A 23686-nucleotide genomic window follows, 5' to 3' on the forward strand; every position below is an offset into this window, starting at 1 on the left:
CCCGGCTAATCTAATCAGGAAAGTGACATGATTAATTAGCCTCAGCCTTCTTGCGCTTCACTTTTACCTTCTGTTTCTTTATTTTCTGGTCGGAAGCGCCGCTGGCTGAGCCGGCTTGGCCGGGCACGTTTACCAGCTTCATTTCTTTCACCAAATGCCCTGCTCCGGCGTATTTGTCCACCACAAACAGCATGTACCGCACATCAAGGGTGATGTTGCGCACGCGGTCGGGGTCGTACATGATGTCGGACATGGTGCCTTCCCAGTTGCGGTCGAAGTTGATGCCGATTAACTCGCCACGGCCGTTGATAACCGGCGAGCCGCTGTTGCCGCCGGTGGTGTGGTTGGTGGCCGTAAAAGCGACTGGCACGGTGCCGTTTACGGCATAGGGGCCGAAATCCTTGTTCTGGTATAACTCGGCCAAACGCGGGGGAACCTCAAACTCGGGGTTGGTGGGGTCGGCTTTTTCCATGATGCCGTCGAGAGTGGTGTAGTACTCGTACTGCACGCCGTCGGCGGGCTCGTAACCGGCAACTTGGCCGTAGGCTACGCGCAGAGTGGAATTGGCATCGGGGTAGAATTTGCGCTCGGGCTGCCACTGCCGCAGGCCGGCCATGTAAGTGCGCTGGAGCAGCGTAATCTGGTCGGTGGCGGTGGAGTAGACGGGTAGCACCTTGCTGCGGTAGGTACTTACCACGGCGCTGGCCAGCTGGTAAGCGGGGTCCTGCAACAGGGGCTGAGCGTTGCCTTTGGCCAGCTCGTCGAGCACCTTCTGGGCGCTTTCGTTGCTGGTGAGTTTGCTGCGGGTGTAGAGGTCGGCGGCGAAACGCGTCCAGGCAGCCGCGTTGGCGTTCTGTTTGCGCAGGTTCTTCACATAATCGGGCAGCAGCTCGGCGGGCGTACCGTCGGTGTACAGCGGGAGCAGGGCTGCGGCCACTTTTTGGTCGGTGGGAGCGGAGTAGTTGCGGAAAAAGTTGCTGGTGCCGGTGCGCGCCTTGCCAATGGCGGTGGCCAGCTCAGCTTGCGGAGCCTTGTTTTGAATGAGGTCGATGAGGTTCTGCAGGCTGTTGGCGTAGGCTACCAGCTCCACGCCCAAGGCGGCTTCGGTGGTGTAGTCGCGGGCCAGCACGTAGGGGCGCACCAGGCGGTATTGCTGCTCCAGCTGGTCCAGAATCTGGCCGTAGGCGGCTTGGCGGGTGGCATCGCCGGCCGCCACCCAGGCGCGGAACTGCTGTTCCTGCTGCTGCTTGCGGGCGGTGGCATTCAGGCGTTTAAGGCCGCGCATCTCGCCAATCCATTTCTTCCAATAATTGGCCAGCGAGGCGTATTTGGCGGCGTACTGAATGCGCACTTTGTCGGAGGCCTTCATGTCTTCGTCGAGAATGCGCAGCTTGGCGTCGCGCACCTTCACGCGGGCAGGATCGGAGGCAGCGTAAACTTCATCGACGCCCCAGGAAGTGAGGTACTCCGTGGTACGGCCGGGAAAACCGAACACGAGCGTGAAGTCGCCAGGCTGCACGCCGCCGAGGGAAATGGGCAGGTAGTGGCGGGGTTGGTAGGGCTTGTTGCTGGTGGAGTAGGGCGCAGGTTTGTTGTCGGGGCCGGCGTAAATGCGGAATATGGAAAAGTCGCCGGTATGGCGCGGCCAGGCCCAGTTGTCGGTGTCGCCGCCAAACTTGCCAATGCTGCTTGGCGGCGCGCCCACCAGACGAATGTCTTCGAATACTTCCGTCACGAACAGGTAGTACTCGTTGCCGCCGAACATGGGCCGCACAAAAGCGCGGTAGTGTGTGCCCTCCACGGCTTTCTGGGCCACTTGGGCGCTGCGCTGCTGCACGGTTCGTTCGCGCTCCGCTTCCGCCATGCCGGCCGGAATGCCTTGCAGCACCTGGCCCGTTACGTCTTCCATGCGCACGATGAACGTGGCGGTAAGGCCGGGATTGGGCAATTCCTGCTCGCGCGTCATGGCCCAGTACCCATTAGTTAAGTAGTCGTTTTCAACCGACGAATGCTGCTGAATTTGACCGTAGCCGCAGTGGTGGTTGGTCAGCATCAGGCCTTCGTTCGAAACAATTTCGCCGGTGCAGCCGCCCCCAAATTGCACCACCGCATCCTTCAATGAGCCGCGGTTAACGGAGTAAATGTCTTCGGCCGTTAGCTTGAGGCCTTTTCTCTGCATGTCGGCTTCGTTGAGCTGCTTGAGCAGGAGCGGCAGCCACATGCCTTCGTCGGCGCGGGCGGCAGCGGGGGCCAACAGGGCCAGCAATAGCGCCCAGAACCGAAAGGCATGCCGGAAGGAGGGGAAAGAATGCGTCACGAACTAGGGAATGAGTGAATGGTACAGTAAAATTACAAGGCCACGGCCATAACCCCGGGCTAGCGGCGCAAGTGCCCGCAGCTGCCGGCGCATACCTTTGCCCCATACCGACGCATCTGTTTCAGTCTATCAGCAGCACTATTCGCCGTGCCCTTTACTTTTTGCCACGCCGCCGCCGTCGTGCCGCTTGCCCGCCGTTTGCGCCTGCCGTTGTCGGCGCTGGTGGTCGGCAGCATGAGCCCCGACTTTATGTTCTACGCCACCCTGTGGCCCGACAGCGACATTGGCCACCGGCTCGTGGATTTGCTGGTTTTTTGCCTGCCCAGCGGTTTGCTGGTGCTCTGGCTGTGGCACGCGGTGATGAAAAAAGCCGCCATGGACTTACTGCCCGCAGCATTGCGCCAGCGGTTGACGGTTCCGACGGCGGCGCCCTTCACTTTTTGGCCTGGAGGCCGACTGCTTACCGTGGCCGGGGCTATTGTGTTGGGAGCCTGCACCCACGATGTTTGGGACGCTTTTACGCACCCCGACGGCTGGGTTGTGTTGCAGGCCCCGGTGCTGCAAGCTTCTTTTCAACTGCCGGGCTTAGGTGCCGTACCGGTATATAAATTGTTGCAGCACCTCAGCACCTTGGTAGGCGGAGCACTGCTGCTTTGGTGGTTTTGGCAATGGCTACACACGGCGCCGGCGGCCTCTTGGCCGGTGGTACTCGCCCGCGGCCCGGTGTTGCTGGTGCTATTGCTGCCCCTGGCAGCGGGCCTTGGTTTTGGCTACGCGCGCTGGCAGGCCGGCCCGCCGGTGGGGTACATGGCGGTGCGAAACCTACTGGTTGTGGGTTTGGTAACGAGCATTACGGCCCTGTGGATAGAACTGATGTTATTGGGGCTTTACCGCTTGCGCAAAACAAAACGGGTCACTCCCGTAGAAATGGCCCGTTGAAAACACAACCACAGGCTTAAGAGTGACCAAGTTCGGCCACGGCTGCCGGCGTCATTGGCGTTTGAGCTGCTTCAGCCCCTGGCAGGAGCGTAGTGGCGTTGGTTTCTTCCCACTCGTGAAAACGCGAAATTTCCTCCTGGAACTTGCCCACGAACCAGCTGATAAGGCTTAAATCATCGAGGAAGCCCAGCAAGGGAATGAAATCGGGCACTAGGTCGATGGGGGAGAGAACGTAGAGCAGCACCGCAAGCCCCGAAACCACGGTGCCGGTTTCGATTTGCCGGTACGAGCCGTTAATGTAGCTGCGCACCAAGCGCACGACCGTCAGCATTACGTCTATCAGTTGAGCGAACTTGTTTTTGCCGCTCTTTTCGCTGGCCAGTTTATCGGCCACTTCGTTGAGCATGAGAACGGCCCGGAACGGCTTGCCCAATAGCTTGGCCGCGCGTCCCATGAACACGTTGAAGAGGGCGTTTTTGGAGATTTTGAGGCCTTTATCGGCGAGAGTGGACATAAGTAGGCGGTCAGAATGAATGCTTGCGGGTTGTACGTACGCCCCGGTACAGTGTTGGCCCAGTTAGCGCGTGCCAGTACACTTAAACCGCCGCTGCTCGCCGGCACGGGTCTATATTCGCCCCCACCAATTCCATTCCTCATCCCATCTGTATGCGCCACATTCGTCCAGAGCCCGGCACCTTTCCGCCTTATTACGAGAACTACTACCGCCACATTCCGGCCGGCGCCGATCCGCTGGAAATGTTGGCCGTGCAGCCCACGGCGTTGCACCAACTCCTGGCAGGCATGAGCGAAGAGCAGGCCGCCTTTCGGTATGCGCCCGGTAAATGGAGCATCAAGCAAGTGGTGCTGCACATTGCCGACTCGGAACGCATTTTTGCTTACCGGGCCCTGCGTTTCGCCCGCGGAGACGCTCAGGAACTGCACGGCTTCGACGAAAACACCTACGCCGATGCCTCCGGTGCCGACAACCGCACCCTTACCGATTTGCTGGCTGAGTATGCAGCCGTGCGCCAAGCTTCGCTGGCTTTGTTCCGTGGATTTCAAGCCGAGCAGTTCGACCTTCAAGGTCGCGCCAACCAGAACCCGGCTTCGGTGCGGGCGCTGCTCTACGTGCTGGCCGGGCACGAAGCCCACCACCTGCACGTGCTGGCCGAACGCTACCTCCCGCTGCTGAAGGCCGAAGCCTAAGCACCGCTGTATTTCCGAACGCGTCGGCGGCCGGGCTTTCTTAAGAGCCCGGCCGCCGACGCGTTCGTTTCCAGCCCGTATACTCAACCCCGCGTGTAATACGGCTCCTTCTCCTTGTCGTGGTAGCGCAGGTAACCGTGCAGCACCAGCTTGATGAGCATGCGGTGGGCGCGCCGTTTCGAAACGTTAATAAGCTTCTCGTACTGCCCCAGCGTCAGGCGCGGGTGCTCCCGCACGTAGTCAAGCGCTGCCTGCTCGTGCCGGGTAAGCGGTATGCGCTCAAATTGACTTGCCGGCGGTTCGTGTTTCAAAACCTTCTCGGTTAAAGCGCTGGTTTGTACACTGGCAGCGCCCACCCGAATGTAGCCGCGCCAGTCGTCCTCGCCTACCAGGGCTTTGTGGGGTTTGCGGGTGCTTTCGGGTACCGCTACCACCAGCACGGTTCGGTTGTCGTCCTCAACTTCGTCGATGCGCAGCGAGAGGGGCGGCTCCACGTAATGCTGGGCGGCCTGCAAAAGCAGGTAACGCTCTTCGTCCGCGTCGCGCACGCCCACCACGCGCCCTTTATCGTCGATGCCTACGAGTACATGACCGCCGCGCGTATTGGCCAGCGAGGCCAGCGTACGGGAAATACGACTGGGGTGGGTGGTACGGGTTTTAAATTCGATAGCCTCGCCTTCGCCGGGAGCAATTAATTCGCGTAAGTGCTTTGCTGATATGCTCATAACCTGCCCGCAGTTTTCGTTAATGGTGTGTGAAATCAATAAAAAAGCGGAGGAAGTCCCGGAAGCCTTCGGGCTTATCGCATCAAAAACATTGTTGCAGGAATGATTTGACAATAATTAACGCTGGCAGAATGGCAAAGTTCGGCTGCCGCGCTATTTTGCAGCAAGTGCGCTTTTGGTGCCTTGGTTGTCCTGGGCCTGCGCTTGGACTTGCGGCTGCCAACGCCAGCACATTTCCCGTTTAATAACAGCACGTTTAACCCGGAACAAGTAAACAAAAAAGGCCCGCCAATTACGGACGGGCCTTGCTCTTACGCGCGCAATGCGGTAGAATCAATTAACCATTGCTGGCTGCTTTCTTGGGGCGGCCGGGGCCACGGCGGCCACCTGAACCCGCTGTATCACCTTCGCCGGACGTAGGTTTACGGCCGGGCTTCTTGCGCTCAGAGGGCTGGTAAGCCGGGTCGAGCAGATTAGCTAGCTCATCGAGTGCCGACTGCATTTTGCCGTGGGCGCGACGAATTTCGCGAATTAGATTTTCGTTGCGACCAGCATCAGCCAGTACTTTTTGCAGGTGCTGAATGTTAAGTTCGGCCATTGGTTCAAATGGTTAAATGCGTTCTAAAACCTGAACAAAGGAACGAGAAATAAAAAATAAAGTAACAGCAAAAAGCTTTTTTTTTCTAGAGCCCTTCTAAAAGCATTATGGAATGCCTTTAAAGAGGCAATTAGGTTGAAATAGTAGCTTGTTATTTATTCATAATTACAGCCGCTAGTAAAAAGCTTGCATTGGTTTCATTTCGTAAATGAGCCGGACTAAACGGTTGGAATACCCAACTTAAACAACTCCAATGGGCATTATTAGCTATTGACCCACGCCGGTTTCATCGGCAGAAATGCGCCACAAACGTTGGGCTTCAGCCAGATTTGCGGCACGGTTTGAAATACTGGTTGGTCGGCCCCTTTTAAAGTATTGACCGTTGTATTTAGTGGCGCCGTGGTCGGTTACCAAGTGTACCAAGGCAGCAGCGGCCTGCTCGGTGGAAATAGTGAAAGGAGTAGCCAGCTTCACCAACGTGCGCATGAGCCACGAACTACCGGCAAACAACTTGCTTCGCACAATACCTGGGTGCAAGCTATAAGCCGTTATGCCCGTTAGCTCCAGTCGTTCAGCCAAGGCTTTGGTGAATAATATATTGGCTAGCTTGGAGTCGCAATACGCCGTGAAAGCGCTGTTATGGGCACTGTCGTTGCGCCGGGTGGCAGTGGTTTCTATTTCGCCCAACCTATGTGCTTCCGACGCCACGGTAATCACGCGGCCTGCCGGGCTGGCTTCCAGCAACGGAAGTAGCCGGTTGGTAAGAACGAAAGGAGCCAAATGGTTGGTCACCCAGCACAGTTCGTGGCCTTCGGCGGTTACTTGCAGGCGGCTCGGTAGCACGCCGGCGTTGTTAATTAACACGTCGAGCCTGGGGTAGCACTCCAGAATTTGGTCGCAGAGTTGGTTTATCTCCGCTAGCTGCGACAAATTACAGAGCAGCAGTTCGATACGGGTGCCGGGCGCTGCCTGTTCTACCGCTTCCCGGGCTTGTTCGCCCCGGTCTGGGTTGCGGCATACCAGCAGCAGGTGCGCGCCCAAGGCCGCCAGCTGATGAGCCGCTGCCAGGCCTATGCCGCCCGACGCGCCGGTGAGAAGAATGGTTTTGCCCCGTAGCGGAGCGGCAGAGTCAGAAATCATAAGCAAGCGGGCGAGAAACCATCAGGCCGAAGCGGGACCGGCGGCTAAGTACGGGCACATACGAAAAAATGCCGCCCCCGGCAATGGGGAGCGGCATTTTAAGAACACGCAAGGCGTTCGACAAAATTAGAACGGCAGGTCGTTGTCGTCGTCGCTGGCAATGGGAGCCGGGCGTGAGGGCTGCGCGTCGCGGCGCAGGTTGGCGTTCTGGTTAGCAGCCGGTGCAGCTGCGTAGCCACCCTGGTTGCCACCACCTGCGGCACCACTGCCCGAGCCGGCCTCAATGCGCCAAGCTTCGAGGTTAGTGAAGTACAGCATCTGGCCGTTTTTGTTGAAGCCGCGGCCGCGCAGGTTGAACTGCACTTTTACTTCGTCGCCAACTTTGTATTGGTCAATCAGCGCCGTTTTGTCCTGAACGAGCTGAAACTTGATATGCTCGGGATATTGGCCGTCTACGACCTCCAGCACAAATTCGCGCTTGCGGAATTTCTCGCTCACCTGCTGTTCGTCCATGATGTCGTGCAGGCGGCCGGTAGCTTCGTAAGCCATAATCAGAAGGGGTGTTGTTGAAGAGTTAGTAAGCCAAATCTACGAAAAATAATTCCTCATAAAGGGTCCGGAGCGGCTCTTTTCCGGCTAGGGTTTAGTCGTCAGAGCGTTGCTGTATATATAAGGAGTAAGCAGGCCGTTGAGCGCGGGGCAAACCGTACTTTTGCGCAGCATTTCCGTACCCTGCTGCATGTCTGATATTGCCTTTGCCCTGCACGGTGGCGCCGGCACCATTGCCCGCCACTTGCTTACTCCCGAAGCCGAGCGCGACTACCGCCAAGCCCTGCACGATGCCCTGCTTACCGGCTACGACTTGCTGCGGCAGGGCGCGCCGGCGCTTGATGCCGTGCAGGCCACCGTGGTGTTTCTGGAAAACTGCCCGCTTTTTAACGCCGGGCGCGGCGCCGTGTTTACCCACGAGGGCCACCACGAAATGGATGCCTCTCTCATGGACGGGCGCACCGGCCAGGCAGGCGCCGTAACCGGCGTGCGCAGCATTCAGAACCCCATTACCGCCGCCCGCTTGGTAATGGACCACTCCGAGCACGTGCTGCTGGCATGGCCCGGCGCCGAGGAATTTGCCCGCCATCATGGGCTACCCATGCAGCCGCCCGAATACTTTTTCACGGAGCATCGCTACGCCCAATTGCAGGAAGCGCTGCAAAGTGGCCAAGTACGCCTCGACCACAGCCAGGCTGCCCCGTTGGAAGAACCGCTGCCGTTCGACGAAGACCCCAAGAAGAAAATGGGCACGGTGGGTGCCGTAGCCCGCGACCAGCACGGCCACCTCGCAGCCGCTACCTCTACCGGCGGCATGACCAACAAGCGTTACTCCCGCATCGGCGACTCGCCCCTGATCGGTTCGGGCACCTGGGCCGATAACCGCACCTGTGCCATCAGCTGCACCGGCCACGGCGAGTTTTTCATGCGGGCCGTGGTGGCTCATGATATAGCCTGCCTCATGGACTACCGCGGCTTAAGCCTGGCCGAAGCCTGCCGCGTGGTGGTGCACGACAAACTGGCGCCCGTGGGTGGCGAAGGCGGCCTAGTGGCGGTGGACGCTGCCGGTAACATGGCGCTGCCGTTTAATTCGGAAGGCATGTACCGCGCCAGTATTGGCTCCCATTCGCCGCTGTTCGTGGGCATTTACCGCGACGAGTAGAGTCCGATTTGTGCGGATTTGGGATACCCGTTTTCCGAAGGCATAAGCTAGGGCAGCTTGTCCACGGAACAAAGAGTAAGCAGCGGTTTTTGCAGTCGGGTTTTGGTTGTTGGCGGCCAGCTTGCGTATAGCAGTACCAGCCCGTAACGGGAATTACTCCAAGACCAAGCCTTTGCATTATGGCCAAGCCAACCCAAAACACCCACCGCCAAAACCAGGACGCCCCGCAAAACGAACCCACTAACACGTCATCGGGTGGTGCCGAGGAACGTCGGCCGGGGGAAGATTTTTTCACCCTGCCCGAAGACCAGGTTCCGCAGCAGCACCGCGCTTCCAAAAATGACCTGCCGGCTCAGGCGCCTACCGAACCCGAATCCATGCTGGACCGCGAAACCCACGGCCAGCTACTCGACATCAGCGAAAGCGACGCCGACCGGGACATTCATCCCGAAGACACTTTGCGTGGGGGATTGGCGCAGTCCTCCGCGTTGGAGGACAACAACCGCGAATCCAACTCACAATAATTCTACCGGCAAGCTGCCTTGTAAACCGAAGCCGGGCGCAGTCAACTACTGACTGCGCCCGGCTTCGGTTTTTTATGAAGTGTGCGGTTACACGTTCGGTGGTACGGCGGCCGCGTGCGGGTGGGCTTCTAGGGCCGCGTCGTGGGTGCGTTTGTCCACAAAGAATTTGCGTTCCTGAATATCGTACACGTTGCCCTTGGCCAGCACGTGCAGCACAATGTTCTCAAGAGAAAGCGCCGTGCCTTTGGCGGCGGCGGCGGCATTGTTGTGCTGGATGTTATGCCCGTCGATGATGATGACCAGATTGGAACCGATGGTTTCGATCAGGTTGCCGTTGGTGATGAGCACACCCGTGTCTTCGCCCAAGCCAATACCGATGAGCTTGGGGTGCAGGCCTACCGCTTCAATAAGTCGACCAAAGCGGCCGCGTTTCACAAAGTGCGAGTCGATAACCACGTGGCGGTTCAGGCCCAAGCCGGTTCCCATGCGTACGGCGCCCTTCATGAGCGCATCGGGCACCGAGCCGCCGCGAATCATGATGTGCGACATGGCCATGGCCCCGGCGCTGGTGCCGGCAATAACGAAGTTGGGCTCGGCGAAGTAGCGTTTGGTGAGCAACTGCAGAAACTTGGTGTCGCCGAACATCTGCTTCAGCCGCGACTGGTCGCCGCCCGAGAACATAATGATGTCGGTTTGGGCAAGGCGTTCCAGGTACTCGGGCTGGTCGGTATCCTCGGGTACCCGAATATCCATCACGCCCACGTTCAGGCAGTTCAGCATGCCAAACGAGCTGACGTAAATCGGGCCCACCTCGTGCGGAATCATGGAGGCCGTGGTAACTACCTCAATGCGCGGGTTGGTCAGGCCGCTTTCCAACACCACGCGTTTTAAAATACCCAACTCGAAAAAGTTGAGGTAGTATTTCTTCCGCTTGCGCGAATAGGGATGAGTGCCTTTGTCCTCGTTGCCGCCGATGGCAATCAGCTTCCCTTGGGGTTTCTGTGCGTCCAACGAATCAGTGAAAATCAGGTTGAAAAATGAAAGCGGGCAAGCAAGCAATACCCGCGCCAGCTTTGCCGAAGATAGAGGGCCTAGGTGGTTACGCGTCGCGGCCCACCAAGGTGTCAAAAGTGCTGGTGGCCACCGAGTGGTAGTTGGGCCGGGCCGCGGCGTAGATGGTCCGGGCGCGTTCCGCGCCGCCGGGAGTTGCTAGCAGCGCCTTGTAGAGTGGCGTCAGAAATTTGCGCCGGCCGACGCGCGTCAGGAACTGATGCAGGGGCTCGTCGGCAGGGGAGTAACCCGCTCGGATGGTATGCGGAAACCACGCCGATAGAATTTCGGCATTGCCAGAGTGGGTAAAACCAAAAGCAGCGTCGAGGTCCTGCAGCCGGTCGGCTTCGATGTGCTCGGGCAGCCCGTGTAGAAAATGCACCCATTCGTGGGTGCTCCACTCCTGGGTATCGAGCGCAGCGGCGCCGCCGCCGTGCCGCCACGTTTGCAGCGCAGCCTCTACCCGCCCAAACCGCTCCGACGCCACCGCCGGACCCACCGCCGGCACGCCGGGCCCGTTAACCCACCGGTCCAGCTGCACCTTTTCTTCGGAACCGGGTACCTGACTGAGCAATTCGCGGCGCAGGTACTGCAGGAAGCTCGCCGTGTCCATCGACTGGAACGCGTGGCTGCTGAAGTACTGGGTGATAAACGCATCGAGCTTCTCGCGGCCCACCACGCTTTCCAGCGTGAGCAGGAGGTAATTGCCTTTTTCGTACGCAATTTCGTTGAGGCCCTCGTCGGGGTCGCGCCCCGCTAAATTGAGGTGTAGGTGAGTGTCGGGGCTGTCGGCGCCCAACTCCGCCACCGTATGGTGCAGGCCGGTTTGGCCGAGCACCTGCAACATATCGGCATACGGCCGACCGTACAAGCGCTCCATAATGCGGCGCTCGAAGTACACCGTAAAGCCTTCGTTCAGCCAGAAGTCGTTCCAGGTGGCGTTGGTCACCAAGTTGCCCGACCAGGAGTGGGCCAGCTCGTGCGCAACCAAACTGGTGAGGGACCGGTCGCCGGCCAGAATGGTGGGGGTTACAAACGTCAGGCGCGGGTTTTCCATACCACCGAACGGGAACGAAGGCGGTAGCACCAGCAAGTCGTACCGTTCCCATCGGTAAGGGCCGTACAGGTCTTCGGCCGCGGCCACCATGTTTTCCAAATCCACAAACTCGTGCGTGGCCGCGGGCAGCGTGGCGGGCTCGGCGTAAATGCCGGTGCGGGAGCTGAGCGGCTCAAACCGCAGGTCGCCCACGGCCAGGGCCATCAGGTAGGAGGGAATGGGCTGCGGCATCCGGAACGTGTACTCGCCCGATGCCGCTAACTCTTGCGGGTTTTCGGCACTCATCAGCGCCAGCAGGTGCGCAGGCACCGTTACCCGGGCCTCGTAGGTAAAACGCACGCCCGGTGAATCCTGGCACGGAATCCAGGTGCGCGCCAGAATGGCCTGCGACTGGGTAAACATAAAGGGGTGAACCTTGCCGGCTGTTTGCTCAGGCGCAAGCCACTGCAGCGCGGCGGCCGCGGGCGAAGTGCGGTAGTGCAGGGTAACCGAGTGGGTGCCGGGCTGCAGTGCCACGCGTAAGGCTTGGCCGAGAACGGCGTCGGCCGGGCCCAACTCGAACTCCGTTGGCACGCTGCCGTCCAGTAGCACCTGCTCGATGTGCAGGTCGCGGGCATCGAGCCACAAATCGGTAGCACCGGACTGGGTTTCCACTTGCCACGTAGCTTGTCCCCGCAGGGTGCGGCTGGAGAAGTCTACTGCCAGGTCGAGCGTAAGGTGACGCACAACAGCTTCGGTGGGGCGGGCGCAGCTGTGCGGGTCGTGGGCGAGGAGCGAAGGGAGCATATATAATAAGGAGTAAGCAGAAGTTCTGAAAGGGGTACGGGAGGGTGGCAAATATAGCCGCAAACGGCAGCCGGTCTACTGAGGTTAATGCCGGTATTCGGAGCTGTAAGTGTATAACCGAGATGCCCAAAAGGCTGCTCAAACCCAATGCCCGATACACAAACACCTGTTTAGAAATGTTTTCTTTGACGCTCATTTCCGCCTATCTTGCGGAGTGGCGCAACTTGTACGTCGGCAACCTGCCGGGGCTCGTTGCAGTACAACAGGAAAAGCTTGCCTGCGGCCCGTGTTTCGGGACGCCACCGATGGGCGGGTTTATTCCATTGTTTTCCACCCCCTCTGATAATGAAGTCTCCGGTTCAATCCGTTTTCCTTTCTTCGCTGCTGCTCTGGCTTATGGGCTGCTTGTTGCTGATTACCAGCGCTTGCAGCCAGGAACAGCAAGATAAAGTGCAGGATGCGGCCTCCAGTATTTTGCCCGGTAAGGGCAATCTGGGTGGCCTGCCGCCCCGCATCGATACCGTGTACGTGCAGAAGTACATGGCCGCTAACCCCGCATTCAAGGACGAAATTGAGTGGGGGAAAAAGTTCTATAAAGAGCGGGAGGGTCGTCTGGGCTGGTTCCGCAACCACGAACTGCTGCCTCATGCCGAGCGTATGCTCGGCGTAATCAACCAGGCTGGTAAAGAGGGGCTCGACCCCAAAGACTATAAGATTGTTGATTTCGCCCCGCTTCTGGCCCAGCTCAAGGAAGCCTCCGATACTACCGCACGCAACGCGGTAGAAAAGGAAATTGATGTAGCCCTTTCGGCAACGTACTTCAACTGGGCCGATGATTTTTACCGTGGCACGGTAAACCCGCGGGAAGTAAAAAACATCGACTGGAGCATTAAGCGCAACAAAATTAAGTTGCATAAGGCCCTCATGACCATTCTGCAGGAGCGCGATAGTACTTACCCGTACTACGAGTTCGAGCCCCTGCACCCCGAGTACGACCGTCTGCGCGAAGCACTGGCCCGGTTTCGGAACATGCAACGCAATGGGGGCTGGCCCACCGTACCCGCGGCAAAAAGCCTGCGCCCTAACGACACTTCGGCCATAGTGCCTGCATTGCGCCGCCGCCTGCTTGGCTTTAAGCCCGACGGTACGGCTAACCCTGCCGAGGTCAACGCCACGCCGGTTGCGGCTACCAGTCAGCCCGGTCAGCAACCGGCCGCTTCATCGCGCGCATCCCACCGGTACGATACCGAGTTGGTAGCTGCCGTTAAATCGTTTCAGGAGCAAAACGGATTGAAGGCCGATGGCAACATCGGTTCGGAAACCCTGCGTCTATTAAACGTGCCGCTCCAGGAACGTATCGACCAGCTTATTCTGAACATGGAACGCTGGCGCTGGATTCCTAAACGTTTCGAGCCTAGCTACCTGCTGGTGAACATCCCCGACTACAAACTTCACGTGGTGGAAAACGGGAAAGAGGTTATGGACATGCGCGTAATCGTTGGGAAGGCCCTGAACGCAACGCCCGTTTTCAGCGACAAAATGGAATACGTGGTGTTGGCACCCTACTGGAATGTGCCTTATAGCATCATCGATAAGGAGATGCGTGCGGGCCTTAGCCGCGACCCGGTGGGCACGCTCAACCGCCTTGATATGGAGGTGGTAAAGGGCTCCGGGGCCAAAGCAACTCCCATAGATCCGACTAGTATCGACTGGGCCAACCTAACGGAGAAAACCTGGAAGTACACGCTGCGCCGTCGCCCCGGTCCGGAAAATGACCTGGGAAATGTGAAGTTTATTTTCCCGAACTCGAACGACGTATACCTGCACGATACGCCCCACGACGAATTGTTCAACCAAGCCAAACGCGGGTTTAGCCACGGCTGCGTGCGAGTAGAGCAGCCCTTGCAGCTGGCTGAGTACCTGTTGCGCAATAAGCCCGGCTGGGACCAAACGAAAATTCAAAACACCATTGCCGAAGGGAAGGAGCAGTACGTGAGCCTACCTGAAAAACTGCCGGTATACTTGGTATACTTTACCGCTTGGGTTGACGAAGCCGGTAACGTGCATTTCCGCGACGACATTTACGGGCACGATAAAACCCTTGCCCGGGAATACTTCAGCACCTAAAGTCTGAGGTAGCTTCATTACCGCGGCACGTGCTGTCGATTAGTAAATAGGAGCCATTCTAAAAGCAAGCAGCCCCTTCGTCGCCTGACGAAGGGGCTGCTTGCTTTTAGCTCGGGTAGAGTCACCACTGGTAATGGCAAGGGTATAAGTCCGCCGGCCAGCGTCACCTCTAGCATAGTAGAAATACCGATTACATGAACAGCCATTCATGGCGCGTCCAGTAAGCTGCTGTTGGGTTCTTCTCATCTCATGCCAAACAATGGTCTACAGGGACACGGCTGACAGATTAGGTGTGCATCGGTTAAATGAATATCAAAAAACAATAGTAAATACACATGTAAACAGGTGTTGTGCTTGCTGTTTCAAATGTAAACATGTGTAAATTATGCACAGCCCTATATAATAACTGTCATTGAATGATATTAGATTTGTAAATAAAAGCTGAAACCGCCATGCTGGACCGCATTCGTGCTATTCTACAAGCTCGCCAATTAACTCCCACGCAGTTTGCTGACACTATAGGCGTGGCCAGGCCCATCGTGAGTCACATTTTGGGTGGGCGTAATAAACCAAGCTTAGAAGTCGTCCAGAAAATCATTGCCGCTTTTCCCGATTTATCCATGCCATGGTTGCTGACAGGGCAGGGCAGCATGGAAGTAGTGCCGGGCATAGCCTTTGCAGCCTCCCTGGACGCTCCGAGTAACCTGGTGGCACGCCATGACACTGTTGAGGGCAATGCGTCAGCTCCAGAGCCCCGTCAGCGCGTCGCCAGTAAAGCCGCTCGGCCTGCTCGAGCAACGGAAGCTGCCGTTCCATCAGAGCCTGCCCTTGGCGTTAATGGTCGCGTTAACACAACTGATGTATCCTTTCAGCCGCTGCCTCCATCCGTTACACCGGACTCCTGGAAAGAGGAAGCACAGGTGCCCACGCCCGTAGTACCAGTGCCTGCGCCAAATACTTCTCCGCTAACAACACCCAAAACAGTGCGAAGGGTAATGATTTTTTACAGCGACGGTACTTTCGTTGATTATAGTCCTAGCCCCGAAATAGTATAGAAACCATGAAAGGCCCGGAATTGAGAGGAAATACAAGCAGAAGGATAAAAATGACAGAAAGCTTTGCAGGTAATGCAACCTGTATTCTCACGGATGTTATGTGATTGGTTATATGGTATCAATGCGTTTTATAGATTGCTTAATTTTTATTTAAGGATGAGGTAAATGCTTTGTAATCAAAGGTTAAAAATAAAAAATATAAAGTACGTATTGAGGCCTGTGTAGGGTGGTTTGTGATTGGGCTGTTATGGAAATAATTCAATTTGCATAAGCATTTGAATTGATGGACGCATGCTGGTTTGGCTGAGCTTGAGGGTGCATCGGTTGCTAAAAAAATCAGCTGGTGTAATAATAGGTAAAGTTAAAAAAAACAGGCATTACGTTGTTGCCAACTAGGTTAGCGTCGTTGCTTTGAATTGTCATTTGTAATTCGGTTCATGTCTTTATGCTTGCCGGCTTTTGTGTTTTATTTGTTACTCTAAATACCAGCTTTCGAATGTATGATTGTAAACAGGTCTCAAGCCTTGCCGTTTAAGACGGGTTTACATTGTGGTGTGGGAAGCCAGAGCCATATCTAGTTTAATACGACGTCGGATGAGCCTTTGGTTGATTAGCTAAGCCTTTCTTACCTTTGGCGCATGAAGAAAATTTGCCTGCTCGCTCTGTTTGCTTGGGTGTCTGCGCTGGCCACGTCCTGCTCGCCTGCCCCCAATGCCGAGAATGACCCCAACGCCGATGCGGCGTACAAGCGCACCCACCGGGCCGAAATGTACCGGGAGGCGCAGAGCAATAACCCCAACGCCATTAAGTAGCGACGCGTATAGCCTGCGCCCCAATAAGGCAGCGCCCCGCCCGACACTTTGTCGAGCGGGGCGCTGCCTTGTTCTGTAAGACGCGCTTTGGCGCATCTACTCACCACAGGTGAGGGGCGATACGCTCATGTAGCCTATATCCGATCAGGCGTTGACGGTTTCGAGCGCCGGAGTGGAAACCGACTCCATGGTAAAGTCGGGGAGCGGCAGGGTAGCCAGCAACGACTGCTCCAGCAAATCGGCCCAGGTGCGGAGATAGAGGACCACATCGGGGCGGCGGTTGTGAAGAAGTGCGTTGCGGCGCTCGAAAGGAATAGCCGCCCGGATGACCGGATCGGAAAGCCGCTCCAGATGGGCCAAGTCGGTGCGGGTAAAGCCCGCCGCAAGCATCTCATCGATAGTATCGTCGATGGGCAGGCCGCTGGTGGGGCAGTAGTCGCGCAGCTGCTGGTCCCAGTCGCCGTGGCGCTGCATGGCGCGGGCGTGGATTTCAGCTTTGGTGAGGTGCGTTACGGTTTGGGCAAGGTGGCCGCAGTTGCAGCTGCCCATATGGCCCCATTGGTACGGAGCCTGGGTATCCAACCGCTGCGCGGTGGCGCGCAGTGCCTCAATCACAGAAAGCGAACAGGAAGCCATAAAAAGGTGGTGAAAGGTGTGTTAAAACCCACCGAATTGACCGCGGTGAGCTATCCTATAAAACCGTAAGCCGCCAATTTGTTTCCTGTTGCCGCCTAAGAAGGTTTAATACGGGCTTCTATTTCGCTAAAAATGCTCGTTGCGGGATAGAGCCATCATCACGCTACAGCAATGAGCGGCAATAGCGGAGGGTGGCCGCCAGAAAAAGGAGTATTCGAAAAACTGGGTGCCGCCGGGACTGGAAGTCAACCCATGCGGGGAATTGAATACGCTTCTAAAGAAGGCCGTCAGCACAACAGCCTTCGGGATTATCCAGGATACTTGTACACAGAAAGAACCGCCCCATCATGGTTAAATGACGAGGCGGTTCTTTATAAGATTCTAGTGTATAGCGTGTTTGGTTTTGTTTATACAAATGTGTAAACAACGCTAGTCGCGGCGTTTGCGGCGCGCTGGGCGGCTGCCACCCGTGCCGGACTTACCCGCCGAAGCAGCAGCCCGGGGCTGACTGCGGCGGTCGGCCGTGGGGCGGGGGGCACCTGGAGCAGGGCGGGCATGCTCGCGCCGCGAAGCCCCTGCGCCACCAGCAGCTGGCCCGCCGGCCGTGCCACGGCCACCGCCTCGGGGCGGTCGACCGGCTGGGCCTTTGGGCTTGGTGATGTTGGCGCCTTTCAGCGGAACCGGGGCTACGTCGTTGTTGGCATAGGAATGGTCGCTTTCCACCGGTATTTCGCGGTTGATCAGGCGCTGAATGTCCTGCAGGTAGGCGCGCTCTTCCAGGTCGCAGAAGGAGAGGGCAACGCCGGCAGCTCCGGCCCGGCCAGTACGGCCGATGCGGTGTACGTAGGTTTCGGGCTCGTTGGGCAGCTCGTAGTTTATAACGTGGCTCAGTTCATCCACGTCGAGGCCGCGGGCAGCCAGGTCGGTAGCTACCAGCACACGGGTTTCGCCGCTTTTGAAGTTCTGCAAAGCCCGCTGCCGGGCATTTTGCGACTTATTGCCGTGAATGGCTTCGGCCCCGATGCCTTTTGCGGTGAGGCCCTTGGCCACGCGGTCGGCGCCGTGCTTGGTACGGCTGAACACCAGCACACGCCGCAGATCGGGGTTCTTGAGCACTTCCAGCAGCAGGTACGGCTTGTCGGTTTTCTCCACCATGTACACGGCCTGCTCCACCGTGTCGGCGGTGCTTGATACGGGCGTTACGGCCACCTGCACGGGGTTGCGCAGAATGGTATCGGCCAGTTGCTGAATGGTGGGCGGCATGGTAGCCGAGAAAAACAACGACTGACGCTGCTTGGGCAACAAAGGCAGAATCTTCCGAATATCGTTGATGAAGCCCATGTCCAGCATCCGGTCGGCTTCGTCGAGCACGAAAATTTCCAGGCGCGAGAGGTCCACGTACCGCTGGTTGATGAGGTCGAGCAGGCGGCCGGGCGTGGCCACGAGGGCATCTACGCCGCGCTGCAAGGCCTGCACCTGCGGGTGCTGCGAAACCCCGCCAAAAATGACGGCGTGGCGCAGTTTCAGATTCTGGCCGTAGGTGGCAAAACTTTCCCCGATCTGGATAGCCAGCTCGCGGGTAGGAGTGAGGATGAGGGCGCGCACGGCACGGGGGCCGGTGGGCTGGTTGGCGGGCTTGGCTTCGTGCAGGCGTTGGAGCAGCGGCAGCGTAAAGGCAGCGGTTTTGCCGGTCCCCGTTTGGGCTACGCCGAGCAGGTCGCGCGCATCGAGCACGTGCGGAATGGCCTGCTGCTGAATGGGGGTGGGGCGTTCGTAACCTGCGGAGTGCAGCGCGTTCAGCAGCGCTGGCAGCAGGTTGAGGTCTTCAAATGTCAAAATCGAAAGGAAAAAGAAATGCGGCAAAGGGCGCCGCGGACCAACACTGGCCCGCATATTTGGCGTAAGAAGCCGGGTCAGGCTTTCACCCAATGCACCCTATGAAGATTACAAAGGTAGAAACGGTTTACGATGGCTTCTATAAACTGCGTAAACTCACGCTAAACAACGGCCAGCAAGAGCTGGTGCGGGAGCGGTTTGAGCCCGGTCAGGCCGTTGCGGCCTTGGTATACGATACCAACACCAAGGAGTATATTTTCGTGCGCCAATACCGGATTGGGGCAGAAAGCGAGGTAGTGGAAATTCCGGCCGGCATGCTCGATAAGAGCGGTGAATCGGCGGAAGACGCGCTGCGGCGCGAGATTCAGGAGGAACTCGGCTACGAAGTCGACCGCCTGGAGCACATTGTGAAGATGTTTCCCTCGCCGGGCGGCAGCGCCGAGCAAATCGACGTGTACTACGCCGAAGTCAGCCGTCAAACGGGCGCAGGCGGTGGCGTTGTGGATGAAAACGAAAACATTACCATCGTACGCCTGGGCTGGGAGACGCTGCTGCAAACCGAGTTGCGCGACGCCAAAAGCCTGCTGGCCGTGCAATGGCGGCAGCTACAACTCAGTAAATAGCCTTTGCCAAGGTGCCTGGCTCCTCATGCTGATGCCGGAAGGGCCTAGTCACTGCAGAACGAGCCGTTGTTGCAATTGCCGTTCTCACGTGACCAGGCCCTTCCGGCGTCAGCATGACCGGAGGAAACAAAGCCAGTCGCCTGGACCTACTTCGTGGTGATGATGTACTCGAACTTCTGTTTGAGCGTGGCGTCGGTGATGGTTACTTCGAGTGGTTCGCCCGGTGCCACGTTCACGAACGGAATGGTGCGCTGGCTCATGTACTGGTCGCGGTTCCAGAAACGGCCCGCACCGGGGGTGAGCTGCTGCGAGAATACCTCTTTGCCGTCTTTGGTGCGGGCCGTAACGGTAAGCAGGCTGGGGTCGGCGTTTTTGGCACCCACGCGGTACATGGTTACCTGCAGGGCACCGCCCTCGGGCACTGCGGCCAGCTTGCGCTGGTAGGTGCTATCGGCCCAGCTGTTCATTTTGCGCTGCTCGTTTACAATGGTCAGCAGCAGGTCTTTGGGCTGGTAGGCCACCCGGGTTACGGTGCCGTTGGCCTGGGAGTCTTCGTCGGTGTTCTTGGTTACGTTCAGCACGTAGGGCGACTCTTCGTCCTTTTGTGGCCGGAAATGGCGCTTGCGCTCAGCGCCAGGAAAGCTTTGGGCGAAAGTGGCCGTGGCCGTTAGCGCCACCAACGCAAACAGGGTAAAAAACTTCTTCATATCGGACTACAACGGATGCGCAGTAGGGCATCCAATTGCCAAATTTACAGACAACTTGCACTCCGGCGGTACGCGTCCGGCCGTTTCAGTTGATTTTCTTGCCGAAAGGTCCCCGGGGCTTGGCGACTCCCGGCCGGCGGGGCTCCATCAAGGTTTGGAGCTTTGCTGATTCGGCTATTACCAACTTGAGGCCTGCCTTCGTTGCCGCTCCTTACTTCCGTCTAGCTTTATGCTTCTTACCATTAGCACCACCCACCAGCCCGCCACCGATTTGGGCTACCTGCTGCACAAGAATCCGGCGCGGCTGCAGTCGGTGGAAGTGGCGTACGGCAAGGCGCACATCTTTTACCCCGAAGCCACGCCCGAGCGCTGCACCGCCGCGCTGTTGCTCGACATCGACCCCATTGGGCTGGTGCGCAACCACCGCGGCCCCGCCGGCGAAGGGTTTGCGCTGGAGCAATACGTGAACGACCGGCCCTACGTGGCCTCGTCGTTTTTAAGCGCGGCCCTCGCCAAAAGCTTCAACACCGCCCTGAACGGCACCTGCAAAGACCGCCCCGAACTGCCCGACCAGCAGTGGCCCTTCGAAGTCACCGTGGCCGTGGTGCCGGCCGCCTCCGCCGAGCTGCTGCGCCGCTTGTTCGAGCCGTTGGGCTACGCCGTGCAGGTGAACACGCACCCGCTCGACCCCACCGAGTCGACCTGGGGCGACAGCCGCTACCACACGCTGCAACTGGCGCACCAAGCCCTGCGCCTGCGCGACCTGCTCAGCCACTTGTACGTGCTTATTCCGGTGCTCGACAACGAAAAGCACTACTGGATTGGGGCGGCCGAAGCCGAAAAGCTGCTGCACCGCGGCGGCGAGTGGCTGCCGCGCCACCCCGACCGCGAATTTATTACTCGTCGCTACCTACGGTTTGCCGAGTTCGTGAACCCCACGCTGCAACGCCTGCTGGAAGGAGAAGGGACAGAGGAAAACGAGCTTGCCGAAGCATTGGAGGCTGCAACAGGGGAGGTGGGTGCATTCGAAGCTAGCCAAGCAGCCGAGGCTGGTGCCGCCCGCGCAAGTCAGTCCTTACACGACTTACGCCTCGACCGCGTGGCTGAGGAAATCCGTCGCCTCGGGGCTAAGCGCGTGCTTGATTTGGGCTGCGGCGAAGGCAAATTGGCGCGTCGCCTGCTCCAGATTCCGCATGTGGAGCACATTCTGGCTACCGACGTGTCGCACCGCGAGCTGCAGCGGGCCCACGAGCGGCTCCACGTGGCCGAAATGCCCCCGCGCCAGCGCGAGCGGCTCACGCTTACCCAAAGCTCCGTGCTCTACCACGACCCGCGCCTGGTCGGCTACGACGCAGCGGCCGTGGTAGAAGTAATCGAGCACCTCGACGAAAGCCGGCTGGCTGCCTTCGAGCAAGTGGTATTTGCCCGCGCCCAGCCCGGAGCCGTGCTCGTAACCACGCCCAACGCCGACTACAACCAACGCTACGAAACCCTTTCTGCCGGGCAGTTCCGCCACCAGGACCACCGTTTTGAATGGACCCGCACGCAGTTCCTGGCCTGGGCCGAAGGTGTGGCCGAGCGCCACGGTTACCACGTGCGCGTGGAGCCGCTGGGGCCGGAGGCAGCCGAAGTAGGGGCGCCGTCGCAGCTGGCGGTGTTTGAGCGCTGAACAGCGCCGAACAAGGCTCGGACTCAGAAGCAGTTGCGCGCAATAAGTCGGTTTCTGCCGCAAAAAAGCCCGTTGTCTGCTGCCGGTGGGTAGGCCGAATGGGGGAGGCTTGTTTATCTTTGAAGAAGGTCTACACCCTTTTCCCCCGCTCATGAGGTTATTGCTGACGTTGGTACTGGCGGTAAGCTGGCTGCAGCTACGCGCGCAGTCCGGACTCAGCACCTACGCCGACGCCAAAACGGGCTACCGACTGAGTTACCCGCTCAGCTGGCAAGTGTACCAAGCCGACGGACAAACGGGCACTACGGTGTTCTACGTCGGCGACGACTGGCGCCAGGCGCCAGCCGCGGTTACGCTAACCATTCGTTCGCTGTCGGCCAACCGCCAGGGTCTGAACTTGCTCACGGCCGGCGAACCGGACTCCATACGACAACGAATCCTGCGCTTGCCCGAAGGCCAAGTGCTGCGGCTGCAACCCAACGACGGCGGCTATTTCCAGGAGGTGCGCTACGATTACACGTTCACCCCGCCGGCCGCCGGCCGAACCTTTGTGTTGGGGCGCCGCTTGTGGCGCGATGGGTACGAGTTTGAGCTGGAATACCGCGCCAGCGCCGAGCAAACCCCCCGTTACCGCACGGTAGGGCGGCAGCTGCTGGAGTCGTTTGTGTTAATCGAGCAGCCCCGCGCCAAGCGTTCTGCTCTGCCTCGGAATCAATCCGTAGCCGTCGTCAATCCCAACCAGCCCTGCGACGACAAAATGTACGGCATTGCAGCCCTGCGCGCCCATGACGGATTGTGGGAAGACGACTGCCGCACGATTCACGAGTTTTCGAGCCGGGACCTTTCGGCGCCTCCCAAAATCCACCGGCGCGTGCTGCCGTTTCAGTCGTACGCCCTGGCCAAGGGCTTCGACAACTGCCTGTACTCGGTGACCAAAGCGCCGAGCGACCAGCCCGAACTCGTGTACCGCTACGACCCTGCCACCCGCAAGGGAGGCTATACCACGTGGCGCCTGCCGGCTCAGGGGCCCGAGAACGTCTGGATTTCAGCCGCCACCGACGAGCGTGGCGACTTATACTTCATGACCAGCGACGGAAACCTGCTGGTGAAAGTCAGCCCCGTAACCGATGCGGTGCAAACCATCTGGACTACCGACCCGGTGCAGCGGGCTCCTTATTACAAAGCCATTGGCTTTGCCGGAGCCGGCACCCACGCCAACTTCTGCCTCGACGACGGCGGTACCATTTACCGGGTGTACAGCACCGACGGTGCTCTGCTGCAAGTGAACCTGGCCACCAGGCGCGCCGCCCCCGACCTGATTCCGCTCGACGGCTTGCCCGAGCGCGGCGGCTACAGCGACCTACTGCTGCAAACCGACGCCGAAGGCCAGCGCCGCATGTACCTGGCCGGTCCCAAAGCGCTGTACGAAGTGGATTTGGCGCGGCGGCAGGCCACCCGGGTGCGACGCGGCACCTACACCGACCTGGCCGGCTGCAACGTATTTAAAGCCCCTGTGGCGCCGATTAGCCCCGCCGCAACCCCACCTGCTGCTGCTACGTGGCGCGGGCGCGTGCTCGATGCCGTTACGCGTCAGCCCTTGCCCCAGGCCCGATTGCAGTTCCGCACAAACGGCACCGATACCGCCGTGCCGCTTTCCGCCGAAGGCAGCTTCTCCGCTAACGTTGCGCCCGGTGCGGCCTACGGCGTACGGGCACAGTTAAGCGGTTACTTGAGCACCGACAGCCTCCTTACCATGCCCGGCGGGGCCTATGAGCGGGATATTCTGCTCCGACCTCTGGCCGTGGGCATGACGCTGCCCCTGAAAAACGTACAGTTTCTGCAGGGCCAGGCGGTTCTACTGGAATCGTCCTTTCCGGCGCTGGATCAGCTGGTAAGCTTGCTCACCACGAACCCCGGCATGACCATTGAGTTGCGCGGCCACACCGATAACGTGGGCGACGTACAGAAAAACAAAGTGCTCAGCGAGGAGCGAACCGCCGCCGTGAAGACCTACCTCGTAAACCACGGCATTGCTGCGGCACGCATCAGCGGTATTGGCCTGGGTGGCACTGAGCCCCGCGCCAGCAACGCCAAGGAAGCTACGCGGCAGCTTAACCGGCGGGTTGAGTTTCGGGTGACGGGGGTTAATTAATGGCCTCCACTGCCAG

22 protein-coding genes are annotated in these 23686 nt (G+C 58.7%); 11 read left to right on the forward strand and 11 right to left on the reverse strand.

Annotated features, from left to right (window positions below; translation table 11 throughout):
- Window positions 1-31: 31 nt before the first annotated feature.
- Window positions 32-2317: a S46 family peptidase gene (locus ABD903_RS14250; protein ID WP_345225326.1), complete on the reverse strand. Its 2286-nt coding sequence runs from the start codon at window positions 2315-2317 to the stop codon at window positions 32-34.
- A gap of 147 nt (window positions 2318-2464) precedes the next feature.
- On the opposite strand from ABD903_RS14250, the gene ABD903_RS14255 reads away from it, so the two are divergent.
- Window positions 2465-3256, forward strand: a complete 792-nt coding sequence (locus tag ABD903_RS14255) for a DUF4184 family protein (RefSeq protein ID WP_345225327.1) — start codon at window positions 2465-2467, stop codon at window positions 3254-3256.
- 16 nt (window positions 3257-3272) lie between these two features.
- Here ABD903_RS14255 and ABD903_RS14260 read toward each other — a convergent pair whose 3' ends face one another.
- Entirely contained in the window at window positions 3273-3770 is a 498-nt protein-coding gene (locus ABD903_RS14260) for a YkvA family protein (protein ID WP_345225328.1), read from the reverse strand.
- Between the two features lie 152 nt (window positions 3771-3922).
- Here ABD903_RS14260 and ABD903_RS14265 point away from each other — a divergent pair, with 152 nt between their 5' ends.
- Window positions 3923-4462 carry a DinB family protein gene (locus tag ABD903_RS14265; protein WP_345225329.1) on the forward strand — a complete coding sequence of 180 codons (540 nt, stop codon included), beginning with the start codon at window positions 3923-3925 and terminating at the stop codon, window positions 4460-4462.
- Window positions 4463-4545: 83 nt separating this feature from the next.
- Here ABD903_RS14265 and ABD903_RS14270 read toward each other — a convergent pair whose 3' ends face one another.
- From ABD903_RS14270 to ABD903_RS14285, 4 genes are all read right to left on the reverse strand, one after another.
- Window positions 4546-5187 (reverse strand): AlbA family DNA-binding domain-containing protein, encoded by a 642-nt coding sequence (locus ABD903_RS14270; RefSeq protein ID WP_345225330.1) that lies wholly within the window; start codon window positions 5185-5187, stop codon window positions 4546-4548.
- 337 nt (window positions 5188-5524) lie between these two features.
- Window positions 5525-5785 (reverse strand): hypothetical protein, encoded by a 261-nt coding sequence (locus ABD903_RS14275; RefSeq protein ID WP_345225332.1) that lies wholly within the window; start codon window positions 5783-5785, stop codon window positions 5525-5527.
- 267 nt (window positions 5786-6052) lie between these two features.
- Window positions 6053-6925 carry an SDR family NAD(P)-dependent oxidoreductase gene (locus ABD903_RS14280; protein ID WP_345225333.1) on the reverse strand — a complete coding sequence of 291 codons (873 nt, stop codon included), beginning with the start codon at window positions 6923-6925 and terminating at the stop codon, window positions 6053-6055.
- 126 nt (window positions 6926-7051) lie between these two features.
- On the reverse strand, window positions 7052-7474 hold the full coding sequence (locus ABD903_RS14285; protein ID WP_345225334.1) for a DUF3127 domain-containing protein: 423 nt from the start codon (window positions 7472-7474) through the stop codon (window positions 7052-7054).
- Between the two features lie 190 nt (window positions 7475-7664).
- Between ABD903_RS14285 and ABD903_RS14290 the strand changes: the two genes are divergently transcribed.
- Both ABD903_RS14290 and ABD903_RS14295 read left to right on the forward strand, forming a co-directional pair.
- A complete protein-coding gene (locus ABD903_RS14290; RefSeq protein ID WP_345225335.1) occupies window positions 7665-8636 on the forward strand; it encodes an isoaspartyl peptidase/L-asparaginase family protein in 972 nt (323 codons plus the stop codon).
- Between the two features lie 179 nt (window positions 8637-8815).
- The gene (locus ABD903_RS14295) at window positions 8816-9160 is read left to right on the forward strand and encodes a hypothetical protein (RefSeq protein ID WP_345225336.1); all 345 of its coding nucleotides are present in this window, start codon (window positions 8816-8818) and stop codon (window positions 9158-9160) included.
- 87 nt (window positions 9161-9247) lie between these two features.
- Here the strand turns inward: ABD903_RS14295 and ABD903_RS14300 are convergent, their stop codons facing one another.
- A complete protein-coding gene (locus ABD903_RS14300; protein WP_345225337.1) occupies window positions 9248-10171 on the reverse strand; it encodes a cyanophycinase in 924 nt (307 codons plus the stop codon).
- 88 nt (window positions 10172-10259) lie between these two features.
- A complete protein-coding gene (locus ABD903_RS14305; protein ID WP_345225338.1) occupies window positions 10260-12053 on the reverse strand; it encodes a M1 family metallopeptidase in 1794 nt (597 codons plus the stop codon).
- A gap of 185 nt (window positions 12054-12238) precedes the next feature.
- Between ABD903_RS14305 and ABD903_RS14310 the strand changes: the two genes are divergently transcribed.
- The 4 genes from ABD903_RS14310 (at window position 12239) to ABD903_RS14325 (ending at window position 16047) form a co-directional block, all read left to right on the forward strand.
- Entirely contained in the window at window positions 12239-12502 is a 264-nt protein-coding gene (locus tag ABD903_RS14310) for a hypothetical protein (protein WP_345225340.1), read from the forward strand.
- A complete protein-coding gene (locus ABD903_RS14315) occupies window positions 12450-14180 on the forward strand; it encodes a L,D-transpeptidase family protein (protein WP_345225341.1) in 1731 nt (576 codons plus the stop codon). The genes ABD903_RS14310 and ABD903_RS14315 overlap by 53 nt, the downstream gene beginning before the upstream one ends.
- 452 nt (window positions 14181-14632) lie before the next feature.
- Window positions 14633-15235 (forward strand): helix-turn-helix domain-containing protein, encoded by a 603-nt coding sequence (locus ABD903_RS14320; RefSeq protein WP_345225343.1) that lies wholly within the window; start codon window positions 14633-14635, stop codon window positions 15233-15235.
- A 638-nt stretch (window positions 15236-15873) separates the two neighbouring features.
- On the forward strand, window positions 15874-16047 hold the full coding sequence (locus tag ABD903_RS14325; protein ID WP_345225344.1) for a hypothetical protein: 174 nt from the start codon (window positions 15874-15876) through the stop codon (window positions 16045-16047).
- A 144-nt stretch (window positions 16048-16191) separates the two neighbouring features.
- Here ABD903_RS14325 and ABD903_RS14330 read toward each other — a convergent pair whose 3' ends face one another.
- Entirely contained in the window at window positions 16192-16683 is a 492-nt protein-coding gene (locus ABD903_RS14330; RefSeq protein WP_345225346.1) for a hypothetical protein, read from the reverse strand.
- Window positions 16684-17112: 429 nt separating this feature from the next.
- Window positions 17113-18519: a DEAD/DEAH box helicase gene (locus ABD903_RS14335; protein ID WP_345225347.1), complete on the reverse strand. Its 1407-nt coding sequence runs from the start codon at window positions 18517-18519 to the stop codon at window positions 17113-17115.
- Between the two features lie 101 nt (window positions 18520-18620).
- On the opposite strand from ABD903_RS14335, the gene ABD903_RS14340 reads away from it, so the two are divergent.
- Window positions 18621-19142 carry an NUDIX domain-containing protein gene (locus ABD903_RS14340; protein ID WP_345225349.1) on the forward strand — a complete coding sequence of 174 codons (522 nt, stop codon included), beginning with the start codon at window positions 18621-18623 and terminating at the stop codon, window positions 19140-19142.
- A 146-nt stretch (window positions 19143-19288) separates the two neighbouring features.
- On the opposite strand, the gene ABD903_RS14345 is transcribed toward ABD903_RS14340, so the two are convergent.
- Window positions 19289-19849, reverse strand: coding sequence for a hypothetical protein (locus ABD903_RS14345; protein ID WP_345225351.1), 561 nt, complete (start codon window positions 19847-19849; stop codon window positions 19289-19291).
- A gap of 229 nt (window positions 19850-20078) precedes the next feature.
- On the opposite strand from ABD903_RS14345, the gene ABD903_RS14350 reads away from it, so the two are divergent.
- Entirely contained in the window at window positions 20079-21518 is a 1440-nt protein-coding gene (locus tag ABD903_RS14350) for a 3' terminal RNA ribose 2'-O-methyltransferase Hen1 (RefSeq protein ID WP_345225353.1), read from the forward strand.
- Between the two features lie 151 nt (window positions 21519-21669).
- Window positions 21670-23670 carry an OmpA family protein gene (locus ABD903_RS14355; protein ID WP_345225355.1) on the forward strand — a complete coding sequence of 667 codons (2001 nt, stop codon included), beginning with the start codon at window positions 21670-21672 and terminating at the stop codon, window positions 23668-23670.
- Window positions 23671-23686: the final 16 nt, after the last annotated feature.

Origin of the sequence: Hymenobacter koreensis, assembly GCF_039541855.1 — a bacterium.
Taxonomy (GTDB): domain Bacteria; phylum Bacteroidota; class Bacteroidia; order Cytophagales; family Hymenobacteraceae; genus Solirubrum; species Solirubrum koreensis.

Bases quoted from the DNA above. Each gene is read 5' to 3' on its own strand.
- ABD903_RS14340 (WP_345225349.1), top strand. From the start codon at position 18,621: ATGAAGATTACAAAGGTAGAAACGGTTTACGATGGCTTCTATAAACTG.
- ABD903_RS14285 (WP_345225334.1), bottom strand. From the start codon at position 7,474: ATGGCTTACGAAGCTACCGGCCGCCTGCACGACATCATGGACGAACAG.
- ABD903_RS14280 (WP_345225333.1), bottom strand. From the start codon at position 6,925: ATGATTTCTGACTCTGCCGCTCCGCTACGGGGCAAAACCATTCTTCTC.
- ABD903_RS14290 (WP_345225335.1), top strand. From the start codon at position 7,665: ATGTCTGATATTGCCTTTGCCCTGCACGGTGGCGCCGGCACCATTGCC.
- ABD903_RS14260 (WP_345225328.1), bottom strand. From the start codon at position 3,770: ATGTCCACTCTCGCCGATAAAGGCCTCAAAATCTCCAAAAACGCCCTC.
- ABD903_RS14350 (WP_345225353.1), top strand. From the start codon at position 20,079: ATGCTTCTTACCATTAGCACCACCCACCAGCCCGCCACCGATTTGGGC.
- ABD903_RS14265 (WP_345225329.1), top strand. From the start codon at position 3,923: ATGCGCCACATTCGTCCAGAGCCCGGCACCTTTCCGCCTTATTACGAG.
- ABD903_RS14320 (WP_345225343.1), top strand. From the start codon at position 14,633: ATGCTGGACCGCATTCGTGCTATTCTACAAGCTCGCCAATTAACTCCC.
- ABD903_RS14315 (WP_345225341.1), top strand. From the start codon at position 12,450: ATGGGCTGCTTGTTGCTGATTACCAGCGCTTGCAGCCAGGAACAGCAA.
- ABD903_RS14275 (WP_345225332.1), bottom strand. From the start codon at position 5,785: ATGGCCGAACTTAACATTCAGCACCTGCAAAAAGTACTGGCTGATGCT.
- ABD903_RS14295 (WP_345225336.1), top strand. From the start codon at position 8,816: ATGGCCAAGCCAACCCAAAACACCCACCGCCAAAACCAGGACGCCCCG.
- ABD903_RS14330 (WP_345225346.1), bottom strand. From the start codon at position 16,683: ATGGCTTCCTGTTCGCTTTCTGTGATTGAGGCACTGCGCGCCACCGCG.
- ABD903_RS14325 (WP_345225344.1), top strand. From the start codon at position 15,874: ATGAAGAAAATTTGCCTGCTCGCTCTGTTTGCTTGGGTGTCTGCGCTG.
- ABD903_RS14270 (WP_345225330.1), bottom strand. From the start codon at position 5,187: ATGAGCATATCAGCAAAGCACTTACGCGAATTAATTGCTCCCGGCGAA.
- ABD903_RS14355 (WP_345225355.1), top strand. From the start codon at position 21,670: ATGAGGTTATTGCTGACGTTGGTACTGGCGGTAAGCTGGCTGCAGCTA.
- ABD903_RS14305 (WP_345225338.1), bottom strand. From the start codon at position 12,053: ATGCTCCCTTCGCTCCTCGCCCACGACCCGCACAGCTGCGCCCGCCCC.
- ABD903_RS14345 (WP_345225351.1), bottom strand. From the start codon at position 19,849: ATGAAGAAGTTTTTTACCCTGTTTGCGTTGGTGGCGCTAACGGCCACG.